Raw genomic sequence first — 13,883 nt, forward strand, 5'->3', positions numbered from 1 at the left:
GATATAAGTTAAAAACCCGAGTACTTTCATTTACTCGGGTTTTTTGTTTGCATTCTGTATAAAAACTTTTGTTTTTGGATCAAATAGCTCCTAATATGGATGTTTAATTGAATATTCAATTCTAATACAAACCTTAATACTAGCTTAATAAACCTATGGGTGATCTTATTATTTCTTTCAGCAACTGGATTTGGGGCACTCCCATGTTGATCATGTTGATGGGGGGTGGTTTAATACTTTTTTTTCATTCAGGTTTATTGCCATTTAGAAAAATTGGTCACTCTATACGCCTGTTAAGTGGGAAATATGACGATGATTTAGCACCAGGTCAAATTACTTCATTTCAAGCTTTATCCTCTGCAATTGCAGCAACCGTTGGACTAGGTAACATCAGTGGAGTTGCTATAGCCATTAATATGGGAGGTCCAGGAGCAATTTTTTGGATGTGGGTTTCAGCTTTCGTGGGCATGGCCACAAAGTACTACACCTGTACTTTGGCTATTATGTTTCGAGGAAAAGATTCTTCGGGAGAAATTCAAGGTGGGCCTATGTATGTCATTCAGGAAGGAATGGGTAAGAAATGGAAATTCTTATCTGTGATTTTCTGTACAGCAGGTATTTTAGGTCTTTTGGCTATTTTCCAGGCAAATCAATTAACAGCCGTCATCAGAGCTGTTTTACTTATTCCAGCTGGATTGGATGGGGGAGAAACTTCTCGATTCGTTTTAGCAGGAGTAGACCTAGGCCAATCAACTCGATGGATTCTTGGGGTATCTATGATGGTTTTAGTGGCAATTGTGATCCTTGGAGGAATTAAAAGAATTGCTTCCGTGGCATCTAAAATGGTTCCTTTCATGGTGGCTCTTTATTTCATCACAGTGATCATGATTGTGTTTAAGTATATTGGTGATGTTCCTGAAATGCTTTGGTTTATTGTGGAAGATGCTTTTACAGGAAAAGCCATAGCTGGTGGAGCTGTGGGTGCTGTAATTGTAACAGGTGCTCGTAGAGCTGCTTTTTCTAACGAAGCAGGAATTGGAACAGCCCCTATGGTACATGGAGCTTCAAAAAACAATGAACCCGTTAGAGAAGGTCTTATTGCTATGCTCGGCCCCTTTATTGATACCATTGTAGTTTGTACGCTTACTGCCTTGGTAATTATGTTGACTGGGGTTTGGCAAACAACTGAACATGATGGAGTTAGATTGACACTCAATGCTTTTGAAATGGCGCTTCCTGGTTTTGGGAAATATCTTTTGATGGTAGCAGTACTGGTTTTTGCTTTATCTACAATGTTTACTTATTCCTATTACGGGCATAAATGTTTCAATTACTTATTTGGAGCCAGTAAAGCTGATTATTACAATTATTTTTATCTGGCAACCATCGTATTGGGTGCAGTAGCCTCATTGGAGGTTGTGATAAGCTTGGTAGATGGAATGTATGCGATTATGGCTATTCCTACGATGATTTCGACATTGTATCTAGCACCGAAGGTAAAAGCAGCCTCCGTGGATTATTTCAAAAGAATGAAAAATGTGTAAGTGAAAATACTTGTTGCTCCCAATGCTTTCAAAGGAACACTATCAGCTTTTGAAGCTGGGAGGATCATTTGTGATCAACTGAAAATCAAATACCCTGAAGCAATTATACAATTGACTCCGATTGCTGATGGTGGAGATGGTACATGTCAGCTTCTTTCTGAATCTTTAGGTTTAAAGCCTTCTCATCGATGGAGTTTAGGCCCATTAGGCAGGCCGGCCAAAGGTGTATTTTTCTTAAAAGATGAATCTGCCTATTTAGATGTTTCTAAAGTTTCAGGTTTAGGTCTTCTCGCTTCTAATGAGTTGGATGTAAAAACTGCTTCTACATTTGGTACTGGCTTATTGATAAGGGAGGCTGTTAAAGCAGGAGCAAAAGAGATAGTTTTGGGGTTAGGAGGGAGCGCAACAGTTGATCTGGGGATTGGGATTTTGCAAGCATTAGGAATCCAGTTTTTGGATCAAAATGGCCGGGAGGTAATTCCATTTAGTCCTGATTTTTTAAAACGGGTTATGCATGTTCAGAGATCCCCAACCCTACCTAAAATTGAATTTACCTTATTATGTGACGTAAAGAACTCCTTTTTAGGCTCAGAAGGAGCAATACCTGTGTATGGTCCTCAAAAAGGCTTGGCTAATGAGGATTTAGCTAGTTATGAAGCCCAATGTACTAGACTTTTGAAGTTGATGTATAAAAAAACTAACAGGGATTTTATTGATAAAAGCGGGTTTGGAGCTGCAGGAGGTATTGCAGCTGGATTATCTGCCTTTTTTGATGTGAAAATAGCTTTTGGTGCTTCCTATATTTTTAATGCGCTTAGCATAGATAAGGATATTAAAGATGCTGATTTAATTATTACGGGTGAAGGAAGGTATGATTCCCAGTCAAGGTCTGGAAAAGCATGTTACGAATTGCTTCAATTGGCAAAGAAGTATCAAAAAGAGATTTACTTAATTACTTCTGGTGATGAAGGATTTGATGAGGGCTTTTCAAAAGTTCTCCAATTACCTGATTTGGATTTTAATAGTCCTGATTTCAAGAAAAAAGCAGCTAGGAACTTAGAAGCTGTTTGTTCTAAACAATGGTTTTCCTAATAGTAGAAACAAAAAAAGAGGCATAAGCCTCTTTTAAATTTCATAGTATAGTTTGAGTTTACTTCTTCTTAGAAAAAGTGCTTCTCACATCTATGGCAGATATTCCTGCTCCTAATCCGATAAGGACACAAACGATGATTAGAAATGTCTGCGCACCAGAAGCGATTGGAGAAGAAAAAACATCAAGTAGTATCATAGTATCTGTTTCGTTGAACTTAACAGTTGCGAAGATAATTTCATTGATTGAAATTACCAAAGACTAGTAGTTTTAAAGTGCTTTAACTTTAAACTAAATCATCATCTAGATCTTCGAAATCATCATCGAAGTCCTCCTCATCATCATCGAAGTCGACAATGTTGTCATCTAGGAATTCGTTTTCTTCATCCAAGTCATATTCATCCTCGAATTCATTTTCAAATTCATCAGTATCATCAAAGTCATCAAATTCTTCGAAATCGTCATCTAAATCCTCCATGGCTGTGTTTTTAAAGGGTTTTAAATAAATAAACGGTGCGAATTAAAATAAAATTTTAATCTGTGATATCAGCTTGAGCTTTTTTTTTTTGAAAATTTTAGATTTAACAATTCTCTAAGTTTGAAAATCGCCAAAAGGAACCTTTCTTGGTCTAATTTACTGATTTCCAGTTGAAAATGCCAAGCTGTTTTTAGGTCAAAAAAAGAAGAGGGGAATGGAATTAATGAAGATCAAAAAGTGAAATGGTAGGTTGTCAATTAAATATCGACTTAATACATTTCTTAATAAGAGGTTTTGATAAGTAGTCTTTAACGAATTGGTATTCGCTTGCTTTGTTAATATCTCTTTCGTCCACAGAACTACTTAGGATATAAATTTTTGCATTATTCTTAGCAATATCAAAAGTGTCTAGAAAATCCCAACCTGTCATTTCTGGCATATTCAAATCCAGAAACAAGTAATTTGGTTTGATTTCGTAGATCTCCCTTAACGCTTCTTTAGCGCTCTGATATTTAAAAAACTGACAGGGTTCTGTCACATTTTTTGAAATCAGTTTTTCAGTCACAAAAGTGCTGATCGGATCATCATCTATGAGTACTATGGTTAACATCAAAATGCAAAAATTTGCAACTGAACTACATTAAAGATATTACAAAAGTAACATCATGGGGCTAAAACACAAATATTTTGCCAATTTAATTCTATGATCCTAATGATATATTTGTACGGTAGAAAGATAGATTTGAATGGTAACCGATGTTTGGTTGAATGAAAAAATAAGATCTAAAAGATTTTCCTTTAATTAAGCCCTTGAGAGGTGTTTAATAGTTCTATCGACGAACCGATTGAGTTTCTGTACTCATATCAAAAATGAATTTTTCCATGATTTTGTCTACTGATTTAATCACTTTTTTCTCTTTTGATTTTTTGCTACTTACCTCTGTAACACCTGTCAATGTCATGATGAATTTGTCTTGACTAGGTTCAATAAAATCTACAATAACCTGTAATAGCTCATAATTCGTTGTTTTGGGTCCGTAATCATTTCTAAAGTTTGAATAGGCCCATGGATCCCAAACTCTGTATCCCCAATAAGGTGAGGAAGGGTAATTAGTTGTAGTTCGCTCTCTTGGCTCTTCATTGGAAGTATAGCGAATTACCAGATCTGGATTCTCTTTGTCATAGGTTAATCCCTCTGCCTCCAGTAGTTCTTGGATCCGTATTTGAACTTTTTTATCTATAAACTGTGCTTTAAATCCTCTCATTCCTACTTCCTGATTGACTAATACAAATGATTGATAGCGTTTCTGAATAGGCGTTTCTGTATTTTCTTTAAAGATTTCTATAGAACTACAACTAGAAAATATCAATAGAAACAATAAGAGAAGGGAACTATACTTTTTTGAAATCATAAATACTCCTTAATATTTAATTTTTTTTACGTACCTGAGTGGCGAATGTTGGATTTAATGAATCTGGTCTTTCTATTGAAGTAAATTTCTGAAATCTTCTTCATACCTGAATTTACTTACTAATTTTGTAAAAAATTAAACGATGGAAAAACCTGATTTCGACGATATTTTTATGGAGTTGGCAGTAAACCTTGCCAAACGCTCACATTGTATAAAAAAGCATGTTGGGGCGGTTCTAACTAAAGAAACTAGGATCATTTCAATTGGCTACAACGGGCCTCCAGCGGGAACGCATAATTGCGATGATGAATTTCCTGAAAATGGATGTGCCAGAGATAGTAAGGGGTCTTGCTCCCTTGCATTACACGCAGAGCAAAATGCTATTTTATACGCAGTTAAAAACAATACTTCTGTAGAGGGTTCAACTTTATATGTTACCCTTGCACCATGCCTTGCCTGTGCTCGTATCATTTTCTCAATGGGGATCTCTAAGGTAGTTTACCTTTTTTCCTATGCAGAATATAAAGGGATAGGCACAGATGAAGGGGTAGATTTTTTAAGAAAATTTGGAATCAAAGTGGACCGATACACGAAAGAGATTTTGGTCCATGATGAATTAATTTAAATAAAATTTACTTCCGGGTTTAGTTGGATATTGAATTGATCGAAAACAGATTTTTGGATCTTTTCGGATAGTTCCTTAATGTCCATTCCATCTCCATCTCCATAGTTAACCAATACAAGGGATTGGTTTTTATGAACTCCAATTTCTCCAAAGGTTTTTCCTTTCCATCCTGCTTGTTCTATCAGCCATGCTGCGGGGACTTTTACTCCTTCCTTCAAAGGATAACCGGGGATATTGGGATAGTCTTGTTTTAGTTTTTCCCAGTCACTTGTTAGAATGGTCGGATTTTTAAAAAATGAACCAGCATTTCCTATTTCTTTTGGATCTGGAAGTTTAGACTGGCGAATTTTTATGACTGCATCACTCACTGCTTTTATACTCAGTTCATTTGATCCACTTTCTTTCAATGTATCTTTAATTGCTCCATACTCGAGCTTGAAATCAGGTTTCTTTTTGAGTTTGTATGTTACAGAAGTAATGATGTATTGGCCTTTTAATTCATGCTTAAAAACACTTTCCCTGTAACCAAATTGACAGGCTTTTTGGTCAAAAATTTCAAATTCCAGATTAGACCTGTTGAAAGCAGTTAGGCTTTCAAATACATCTTTTATTTCCACTCCATAAGCTCCGATATTTTGCATGGGCGATGCACCTACAGTTCCAGGTATCAAAGACAAATTTTCAACGCCTGCCCAATTCCTTGATATACAATATTTGACAAACTCATGCCAGTTTTCTCCTGATCCTACTTTGACCCAAACATGATCATTGTCCTCTTTAATCAGCTCTATACCGTCAATCTCGTTTTTTATCACAAGCTTATTGATATCCTGCGTGAGCAAAATATTACTTCCTCCTCCAAGTATAAAAATGTCTAAACCTCTGTGGCTTGCCCAGATTAATGCTTCGATTAAATCCTTTTCGGAACCAGCACTTGTAAAAAATCTTGCTTTTTTATCTAGGCCAAAAGTATTGAATGGCTTAAGGGAAATGTTTTCTTGTATATTCATGAACCAATTCTTGTCTTGCGAAATAAACAAGATTTCTGCTAATAAGAAATGGATTTTACATTACATTCCCCATTTCATGAAAGAATTAATAATAAACGGTATCAGAGTTCGCCCAGGTCAAAAGCTAAATATAGAATTAGCTATAGCCAAACTTCCTACTCATACCTTAATCGATCTCCCAATTTTTATTCGTTCTTCCAAAGAACCCGGTCCTGTGGTTTTGATTTCAGGAGGTGTTCATGGTGATGAGATCAACGGTATTGCCACTGCAAAGAAAGTGCTAGAAGAAATTGATGAGTCGCTGGAGCTTTTGAAAGGAACACTAATCATCATACCGCTGGTGAATATTTACGGTTTCTTATCAAATAGTCGAACTTTTCCTGATGGGAGAGATTTAAATAGAAGTTTTCCCGGAAGCAAAAAAGGTTCTCTGGCTTCGCAGATTGCCTATATTCTGAGTAATGAAATTATTCCTTTGATAGATTTTGGGGTGGATTTCCACACAGGTGGCCGCATGCTAACCAATTACCCCCAATTGAGAGTTGATTTTACTGATAAATTAGCCCTTGAGCTAGCCAGTAATTTTGCTCCTCATTTTATTGTCAATTCCAAATACATAGAAAAGTCATTCAGAAAAGCAGCTTTTAGATCTAAAAAGCGAATTTTGGTTTATGAAGGAGGGGAATCAATGCGTCTTGACGATTTTTCAATTGATGAAGGTGTAGCGGGGACAAAAAGGTTTTTAGCTAGTTTGGGGATGCTGAAATCAGAATACGCCTTACAAAAGCCTATCTATATCAAACAAAGCGATTGGATAAGAGCGAAAGCATCTGGGATCTTTAATTCAAACATTAAACTCGGTGAAGAGGTAAAAAAAGGGCAGGTGTTGGCAAAAATAACAGACCCCTATGGACAGGTAAAAATACCTGTTAAAGCTAATTCAAATGGCTATGTGATCGGAATAAATAACCTTCCTGTAATCAATGTGGGTGAAGCTTTGATCCATATCGGGAAAGAATAAAAAAAGCGCCAAATTTTTCTTTGGCGCCTTACTTTGGTTTTAGCTGAAATATTGTTTTAACCCTTCTAATTTCTGGGTCAATTCTTTTTCACAACTCCTGTATTCTTTTCCATTATCCAATGGTTGATTGACGGAAAAGTAATACTTGATTTTTGGTTCGGTTCCAGATGGCCGAGCTGAAATCTTACTTCCATCAGCTAAGTAAAATTGCATAACATTGGACTTGTCCATGTCTAACTTTTCTACCTTACCTGTAGCAACTTCGGTTATAGTGCTGGCTTTTACATCAACGATTTTTTCCACCTTTTGTCCATTCATTTCTTTTGGTGGGTTATCGCGGAAGTTTGTCATCAAAGCCTGAATTTGCTCAGCCCCATCTTTTCCTTTTTTGGTCACTGAAATTAAATTCTCCTTGTAGAAGCCAAATTTCTCATAAATCTCTGCCAAAACATCAAAGACTGTTTTTCCTTGAGACTTGTAGTATGCGATTACTTCCGCCACCATGGCACAAGCACTAACACCATCCTTATCTCTCACAAAATCACCTACTAGGTATCCATAGGACTCTTCTCCACCACCGACAAACTTCTCTTTGCCTTCAAGTTCAAGGATGATAGCTGCGATATTTTTAAATCCTGTCAATACAGAAAAACACTTTACACCAAATCCTTCACATATTCTGTCAATCAATTCTGTGGTTACAATGGTGTTAACCATAAACTGTTTTCCATCCAATTTCCCAGCTTCCTTCCATCTACTCAGTAAATAATAGGTTAGGAGGGACCCTGTTTGATTTCCATTTAACAATTCAAACTCTCCACTTTCGTTTGGAACTGCGGCTGCATAACGATCTCCATCTGGGTCACAGGCTAATATTAATTCAGCTCCAACTTCTTTACCTAATTTTACTGAAAGTGTTAAGGCTTCAGCCTCTTCAGGATTTGGATAAACTACTGTTGGGAAAGTTCCATCAGGCTCTGCTTGTTCTTTAACTACATGGATATTATCAAATCCAAATGCTTTGATCGCGGCAGGGACCATTTTTCCAGAGGCACCATGAATTGGAGAAAAAACGATAGGCATGGATTTTTGCTTCTGAATTTCTTCAGGAGCTAGACTTAAACCTTTGACTAGGTCTAAATAAATGGCGTCAAAATCCTCTTCTATATAGCTGAACAATTCATCTTTCTTATTCCAGTTGACCATATCAAAGGAGGTGATTTTCTGAACCTCTTTGATAATGTTTGTGTCATGAGGGGCAACCACTTGTGCGCCATCTTCCCAGTAAGCCTTATAGCCATTGTATTCTTTGGGATTATGGGAAGCAGTAATCATTACACCACTTTTGCATCCATAATGCCTTACAGCAAAAGAAAGCATTGGGGTAGGTCGCATTTCTTTAAAGTATAGAACTTTAATTCCATTAGCTGTTAGTACGTTGGCAGTAGTCGTAGCAAATAATGTGTTGTTAATTCTGCTATCATGAGTTATTGCAACCTTGATGTCCTCACCGGGAAAACACTTTAATAAATAATTGGCTAGTCCCTGCGTTGCCATCCCAACAGTATAAACATTCATCCTGTTGGTACCCACACCCATCAAGCCTCTTAATCCTCCAGTCCCAAATTCTAGATCTCGATAAAATGAATCCAACAGTTCGGATGGATTTTCATCGATCAACTTCTTAATTTCATTCTTTGATTCTTCATCAATGTTTCCATCTAGCCAACTTTGGGCTTTCGATAGAGTAGCAGGATCTATTACGCTCATATGTTAAAAATTACTTTGAATTCTAAGTTAGATAAAATGTGAATTAATGCCATTTCTTTGGCAGAAATCATTCCTATTTTAAAATCTGTCTAAGAAATAGACTGAGTTATTCGGTTTCTTTTGCCGTCGAACAACAATGGATTTTTTAAAGTATAGAATAAAACTAATTTTAAGAAAATTCATTAAGCCCACTTCATGACTCACCTGATTCGAGTAGCCTGCTTTCAGGCCTTTTTATTTGCATTTTCTCTTCCAGTTTTCTCCCAGACAAATAACTCTTATGAGAGAGTATATTTAAGTGGGAAGGATGTCGCTTCAGCAGTGCAATGGGATTTTAAAGTTAGTGATGGTAGAAATGCAGGTATCTGGTCAAAAATTCCCGTTCCCTCTAATTGGGAGCTTCAGGGATTTGGAACCTTCAATTATGGACATGATCATAAGGATTCCAAGATAAAACTGGGTAAAGAAATAGGTAATTATAAGACAGAGTTCTACGCTGATAAAGACTGGAAGGGGAAAGTTATCCAACTTGTTTTTGATGGTGTAATGACTGATACCGAAGTTAAAGTCAATGGAAAAATCGTCGGAGATATTCACCAAGGTGGCTTTTATCGGTTTAAATATGATATCAGTAAATATTTGGATTTTGATGATCAAAATGTACTTGAAGTAAAAGTTTCTAAAGTATCAGAAAATGAATCTGTTAACAAAGCTGAAAGAGAATCTGACTTTTGGATTTTTGGAGGGATTTTTAGACCGGTATTTTTGGAGATTTTACCCAAATATCATTTTAGCAGAATTGCTCTGAACCCAAAAGCAGGAGGTGAGTTTCAAGCTGTCTTGACCTTAGATAAATATCCGAAAAATGCTAGAGTTGATGTAGAACTTAAAACCGCGGATGAACAAACATCCTTAGGGAAATTTAGCCAAGTAGTGAACTCCGATTCTGTTTGGTTAAATCATCAATTTGAAAATGTGAGTTCATGGAATCCTGAATCCCCTAAAATGTATACAGCAATTTTTAGGCTGATGGAAGAGGGGGAAATTTTATTTGAGAAAAAGGAAAAATTGGGTTTTCGTACAGTTGAGTTGAGACCAAAAGATGGGATTTATGTGAATGATGTTCGTGTGATTTTCAAAGGAGTAAATCGGCACTCATTTTATCCAAGCACAGGAAGGGCTTTAAGTGAAGAAAATCATTTGGAAGATATTCGTTTGATGAAGGAAATGAATATGAATGCTGTTCGTATGTCACATTATATACCTGACGAACGTTTTCTAGAGTTGGCGGATTCACTTGGGCTATTCGTTTTAGATGAAGTAACAGGATGGCAAGATGGCTATGACACGGAAATAGGACCGAAGCTGATCAAAGAAGCAGTTTTAAAAGATGCCAATCATCCTTCTGTGGTTATTTGGGATCATGGAAATGAAGGAGGATGGAATTTTGAGAATGAGTTTGCTTTTCATCAATATGATATACAAAAAAGGCCTATCATATACCCTTGGCTGCTTAGGAATGATATAGATACATTCCATTATCCTACCTATGACACACGAGAAGGAAGACTTGATAAAAGTGGAGAGATTTTTATGCCTACTGAATGGCTTCACGGTTTGTATGACGGAGGTCTTGGGGCAGGGTTGAATGATTTTTGGAATAAATACAAGCCAAATCCCCTGTTTGCCGGAGGGTTTTTATGGGTGTTTTCAGATGAAGCAGTAAAGCGGGTTGATTTGGATGGTAAATTGGATTCGGATGGAAATCATGCTCCTGATGGTATTTTAGGACCCTACAGAGAAAAAGAAGGTAGTTTTTACACGATTAAGTCCATTTGGTCTCCTATTCAAATACATGGATTTGATTCTCTTGATAACAATTCAAAGGAAATTGAAGTCAGCAACCAGTATTTGTATTCGGATATTAATGGTTGTAAGCTTCAAGTGGATATTTTTAAGATTGATGCTTGGTCTAATTTGAAAATAGAAAGCAGTAAGGAAATAAAATTGCCCACAGTGATACCTGGGGAAACTATAAAAGTGAAATTAGACATACCTGAAAATTGGCAAGATGGAGACCTTATCCAACTCAAATCTTTTGGAATTCATGGAGAATTGCTCAACACATGGTCAAAGGAGATTAGAAAGCCTAAGGAAGGGAATCCTAGATACTTTGGAAAAGGAGAATTTGAAATTTATCCAATTAAAGTGCGGGAATCAGTTTCAGATTTACAAATTGAAGTAGATGGTAGAATCTACTTTTTTGGGAAAAAATCTGGAAATCTTGAAATGGTTAAAGTGAATCGAAAGTTTTTCTATCTATCTCAAAATCCTTTGATAGAGGGAATAGAATCACAGGTGAAAGATGTGACTTGGAAAAAGTTAGATGATGGCTCCATTCAAGTTAAATCCATGTTTGACTCTTACCCTAAGGAGGTTACTTGGACTGTTTTACCAACTTCAGAGCTCAAATTTGTTGCAAAGGCTCCAGGTCAAATTGGAGCAGAGGAAGAATTGCTGGGAGTAGGTTTTATTTATCCAGAAGCTAAAATGGAGGAGGCTAATTTAATTGCAAATGGGCCTTACCGAGTTTGGGGAAATAGATTGGAAGGAGTCAATTTTGGTCTTTGGAATAAGAAATTTAATAATACCCAAACTGCTTCAAATTTTGAAGAATTAATATATCCGGAATTTAAAGGTTATTATTCCAATTTTCATGCACTGCAAATCAAGACAGCCGATGGTGAAATTGATATTCGAACCGAAACTCCGGGATTATTCTTGAGTTTATTTAAGCCTCAATTTCCTGAAAATTCCACCAAAGGAGTTCTACCAGTTCAGACAAAATCAGATATTAGCTTTTTATATAAGATTCCATCTATAGGTACTAAGTTTCATACAGCAGAAGAAATGTCTCCAAAAAATGAAAGCACTAAGGCATTTAATGAAGAACTTATTTTATGGTTTAGATTCCGGTGATTCCTCGGGTTTATAGTGTTTATCAACGATTACTTCTTTTTTTTTAACTCTTGAAAAGCTTTCATTTGGTGAGATTCCATATCCGTATTTTATAGAAAATACTTTAGTGAATTCTGCACCAAAGAAGAAGATCAAACAGGAATAAGAAACCCAAAGGAGTATCAAAATAATACTTCCTGCAGCACCGTATGTAGATCCCGGGTCTGTTGCGCCAAAGTATAAGCCTAAAAGTACCTCTCCCAAAACAAACAATAAGGCTGTAAGAAAAGCCCCAACCCAAACTGATTTCCATTTGATTTTGGCATCAGGTAAATATCTGAAAATCAGTGCAAAGAGTAGCGATATAACTGATATGGAGATAATCCAGTCTAAGCCAAATGCTAAGTATAATATTACATCAGGTAACTGCTCTTTAATGTATTCACTCAAAATTGATAGAGCAGCAGTAAGGACAAAACTAACCAATAGCAGGAAACCTAAAACGAGTACAAAACCAAAGCTTATCAATCGGTCTTTTACCAATTTGAACCAACCGATATTCTCCGTCATTTTTAGCTCCCAAATTTCATTTAATGAGATTTTTAAGTGATAAAAAACACCAGTAGCACCAAATATCAATGTACCTATACCGATGACAGTTGCTACAGTAGATTTACCACCTAACTGAGTACTGGCAATCATTTCTTGTACAATAGAAGCAGTATCTGCTCCTACGATGCCTTCAATTTGTGAGGAAAGTCGACCTGTCACAGCATCAACTCCCCAAATCGATCCTACTGAATTGACAACAATTACCAGTAATGCAGGAAGAGAAAGTACAGCGTAATAGGCAATTATAGCACTTAATCTAGCTGGATCGGTTGCAGCCCAACGCTTAAACGTCAAAGCCAATAGGCTAGGAATATGCCTTACCTTGAACTTTTCTGGTGTGAACGTTCCCTCATCTGTTTCTTTCTCTTCCATTAGTTATTAGTCTGCGGTCTTATTACCATTTCCAAAAGTTAACCCTTGCATTTCTTCACTCATGGTGACACCACCTTTGATTCCAAAATCCAATGTTCTGATTGGGAATGGAATTGTAATATCTTCCTTATCAAAAGCCTTCTTCAACGCAAGAATGGCTTCATTCCTTGCTGGAATAAAATTGATTTCATCTGTGGAGAATTTCACCCATACATTTAAAGTGAAATTGATAGAACTATCTCCAAACCCTGTCCAGAAAATAGATGGATCTTCAGACTTGAGTCGACTTGGAAGGTCTTCCATCGCGGAAAGTGCTACTTCCTGAACGTGCTCTAAATCTTCGCCGTAACTGATCCCACAATCTATTTGTACCCTTCGTCTACCTTCTTCGGTGAAGTTTATAAAATACTCTTGGAAGAGCATTCTATTAGGAACATGTACAATTGGACCATTGTAAGTTCTGATTTTGGTTACTCGAAGATTTACATCTATTACTTTACCTTCATGCCCATCTTTTGTTTGAATGACATCTCCAATTTTGTAAGGTTGGTTGAAGGTGATGAAAACACCTGACATGAAATTGGCAGCAGTATCCTGAAAAGCAAAACCTAACGCCAAGCCCATAATACCTAATCCTGCAAGAATAGAAGAAACGGTTTTAGTTAATTCCATTGCTGAAAGCGAGAGCATAATCCCCAAAACCAAAACTGCTAAAAATATGATCTGGCTTAAAAACCTACTGATCGTAGGGTTGATTTTTACCTTGTTTAAATATTTATGGGAATATTTTTTCAACTTGTTTGCTGAAAAAATACTGATCGTCATGATGATTATTGCCAAGACTAGGTTGGGTAAATTATCAATTGCTGCATCTCCCCAGGCTTGAAGTTTTTCTGTTATTTTTTCGAATATTTTTTGGGTATCATACCCTAATATTTCTGCTAATCTCATGGGTTTGGTTTATGTTCGCCTTAAAGGTGAAATGATCATG

13 protein-coding genes are annotated in these 13,883 nt (G+C 36.5%); 5 read left to right on the forward strand and 8 right to left on the reverse strand.

Annotated features, from left to right (window positions below):
• The first annotated feature begins 155 nt into the window (after window positions 1–155).
• Together ALPR1_RS10620 and ALPR1_RS10625 are read left to right on the forward strand one after the other, a co-directional pair.
• Window positions 156–1,544 (forward strand): alanine/glycine:cation symporter family protein, encoded by a 1,389-nt coding sequence (locus ALPR1_RS10620; protein ID WP_008200587.1) that lies wholly within the window; start codon window positions 156–158, stop codon window positions 1,542–1,544.
• On the forward strand, window positions 1,545–2,636 hold the full coding sequence (locus tag ALPR1_RS10625) for a glycerate kinase family protein (RefSeq protein WP_008200589.1): 1,092 nt from the start codon (window positions 1,545–1,547) through the stop codon (window positions 2,634–2,636).
• Between the two features lie 58 nt (window positions 2,637–2,694).
• Here the strand turns inward: ALPR1_RS10625 and ALPR1_RS20945 are convergent, their stop codons facing one another.
• The 4 genes from ALPR1_RS20945 to ALPR1_RS10645 all read right to left on the reverse strand — a co-directional run bounded on the left by ALPR1_RS20945 (window position 2,695) and on the right by ALPR1_RS10645 (window position 4,524).
• Window positions 2,695–2,832 (reverse strand): hypothetical protein, encoded by a 138-nt coding sequence (locus ALPR1_RS20945; protein WP_153231796.1) that lies wholly within the window; start codon window positions 2,830–2,832, stop codon window positions 2,695–2,697.
• Window positions 2,833–2,920: 88 nt separating this feature from the next.
• Window positions 2,921–3,112, reverse strand: a complete 192-nt coding sequence (locus tag ALPR1_RS20810; RefSeq protein ID WP_008200591.1) for a hypothetical protein — start codon at window positions 3,110–3,112, stop codon at window positions 2,921–2,923.
• A gap of 253 nt (window positions 3,113–3,365) precedes the next feature.
• On the reverse strand, window positions 3,366–3,722 hold the full coding sequence (locus ALPR1_RS10640) for a response regulator (protein WP_008200593.1): 357 nt from the start codon (window positions 3,720–3,722) through the stop codon (window positions 3,366–3,368).
• A gap of 220 nt (window positions 3,723–3,942) precedes the next feature.
• Window positions 3,943–4,524, reverse strand: coding sequence for a DUF4136 domain-containing protein (locus ALPR1_RS10645; protein WP_050776389.1), 582 nt, complete (start codon window positions 4,522–4,524; stop codon window positions 3,943–3,945).
• A 142-nt stretch (window positions 4,525–4,666) separates the two neighbouring features.
• Between ALPR1_RS10645 and ALPR1_RS10650 the strand changes: the two genes are divergently transcribed.
• Window positions 4,667–5,149, forward strand: coding sequence for a deoxycytidylate deaminase (locus tag ALPR1_RS10650; RefSeq protein ID WP_008200596.1), 483 nt, complete (start codon window positions 4,667–4,669; stop codon window positions 5,147–5,149).
• Here the strand turns inward: ALPR1_RS10650 and murB are convergent.
• Window positions 5,146–6,159 (reverse strand): UDP-N-acetylmuramate dehydrogenase, encoded by a 1,014-nt coding sequence (murB, locus tag ALPR1_RS10655; protein ID WP_008200601.1) that lies wholly within the window; start codon window positions 6,157–6,159, stop codon window positions 5,146–5,148. The two genes, ALPR1_RS10650 and murB, sit on opposite strands and share 4 nt — an antisense overlap.
• 76 nt (window positions 6,160–6,235) lie before the next feature.
• Between murB and ALPR1_RS10660 the strand changes: the two genes are divergently transcribed.
• The gene (locus ALPR1_RS10660) at window positions 6,236–7,180 is read left to right on the forward strand and encodes a succinylglutamate desuccinylase/aspartoacylase family protein (RefSeq protein WP_008200602.1); all 945 of its coding nucleotides are present in this window, start codon (window positions 6,236–6,238) and stop codon (window positions 7,178–7,180) included.
• Between the two features lie 39 nt (window positions 7,181–7,219).
• Here ALPR1_RS10660 and ALPR1_RS10665 read toward each other — a convergent pair whose 3' ends face one another.
• Window positions 7,220–8,950, reverse strand: a complete 1,731-nt coding sequence (locus ALPR1_RS10665) for a phospho-sugar mutase (protein WP_008200604.1) — start codon at window positions 8,948–8,950, stop codon at window positions 7,220–7,222.
• A 195-nt stretch (window positions 8,951–9,145) separates the two neighbouring features.
• Here ALPR1_RS10665 and ALPR1_RS10670 point away from each other — a divergent pair, with 195 nt between their 5' ends.
• Window positions 9,146–11,929, forward strand: coding sequence for a glycoside hydrolase family 2 protein (locus ALPR1_RS10670; protein ID WP_008200606.1), 2,784 nt, complete (start codon window positions 9,146–9,148; stop codon window positions 11,927–11,929).
• On the opposite strand, the gene ALPR1_RS10675 is transcribed toward ALPR1_RS10670, so the two are convergent.
• Both ALPR1_RS10675 and ALPR1_RS10680 read right to left on the reverse strand, forming a co-directional pair.
• Window positions 11,909–12,892: a YihY/virulence factor BrkB family protein gene (locus tag ALPR1_RS10675; protein WP_008200608.1), complete on the reverse strand. Its 984-nt coding sequence runs from the start codon at window positions 12,890–12,892 to the stop codon at window positions 11,909–11,911. The genes ALPR1_RS10670 and ALPR1_RS10675 overlap by 21 nt on opposite strands.
• Window positions 12,893–12,898: 6 nt before the next feature.
• Entirely contained in the window at window positions 12,899–13,843 is a 945-nt protein-coding gene (locus tag ALPR1_RS10680; RefSeq protein WP_008200610.1) for a mechanosensitive ion channel family protein, read from the reverse strand.
• Window positions 13,844–13,883: the final 40 nt, after the last annotated feature.

This window comes from Algoriphagus machipongonensis, from assembly GCF_000166275.1.
GTDB classification, from domain to species: Bacteria; Bacteroidota; Bacteroidia; order Cytophagales; family Cyclobacteriaceae; genus Algoriphagus; species Algoriphagus machipongonensis.

Excerpts from the sequence above, each read along its gene's own strand:
- ALPR1_RS10680 (WP_008200610.1), bottom strand. The coding sequence starts at position 13,843 with ATGAGATTAGCAGAAATATTAGGGTATGATACCCAAAAAATATTCGAA.
- murB (WP_008200601.1), bottom strand. The coding sequence starts at position 6,159 with ATGAATATACAAGAAAACATTTCCCTTAAGCCATTCAATACTTTTGGC.
- ALPR1_RS10640 (WP_008200593.1), bottom strand. The coding sequence starts at position 3,722 with ATGTTAACCATAGTACTCATAGATGATGATCCGATCAGCACTTTTGTG.
- ALPR1_RS10645 (WP_050776389.1), bottom strand. The coding sequence starts at position 4,524 with ATGATTTCAAAAAAGTATAGTTCCCTTCTCTTATTGTTTCTATTGATA.
- ALPR1_RS20810 (WP_008200591.1), bottom strand. The coding sequence starts at position 3,112 with ATGGAGGATTTAGATGACGATTTCGAAGAATTTGATGACTTTGATGAT.
- ALPR1_RS20945 (WP_153231796.1), bottom strand. The coding sequence starts at position 2,832 with ATGATACTACTTGATGTTTTTTCTTCTCCAATCGCTTCTGGTGCGCAG.
- ALPR1_RS10620 (WP_008200587.1), top strand. The coding sequence starts at position 156 with ATGGGTGATCTTATTATTTCTTTCAGCAACTGGATTTGGGGCACTCCC.
- ALPR1_RS10665 (WP_008200604.1), bottom strand. The coding sequence starts at position 8,950 with ATGAGCGTAATAGATCCTGCTACTCTATCGAAAGCCCAAAGTTGGCTA.
- ALPR1_RS10670 (WP_008200606.1), top strand. The coding sequence starts at position 9,146 with ATGACTCACCTGATTCGAGTAGCCTGCTTTCAGGCCTTTTTATTTGCA.
- ALPR1_RS10675 (WP_008200608.1), bottom strand. The coding sequence starts at position 12,892 with ATGGAAGAGAAAGAAACAGATGAGGGAACGTTCACACCAGAAAAGTTC.
- ALPR1_RS10660 (WP_008200602.1), top strand. The coding sequence starts at position 6,236 with ATGAAAGAATTAATAATAAACGGTATCAGAGTTCGCCCAGGTCAAAAG.
- ALPR1_RS10650 (WP_008200596.1), top strand. The coding sequence starts at position 4,667 with ATGGAAAAACCTGATTTCGACGATATTTTTATGGAGTTGGCAGTAAAC.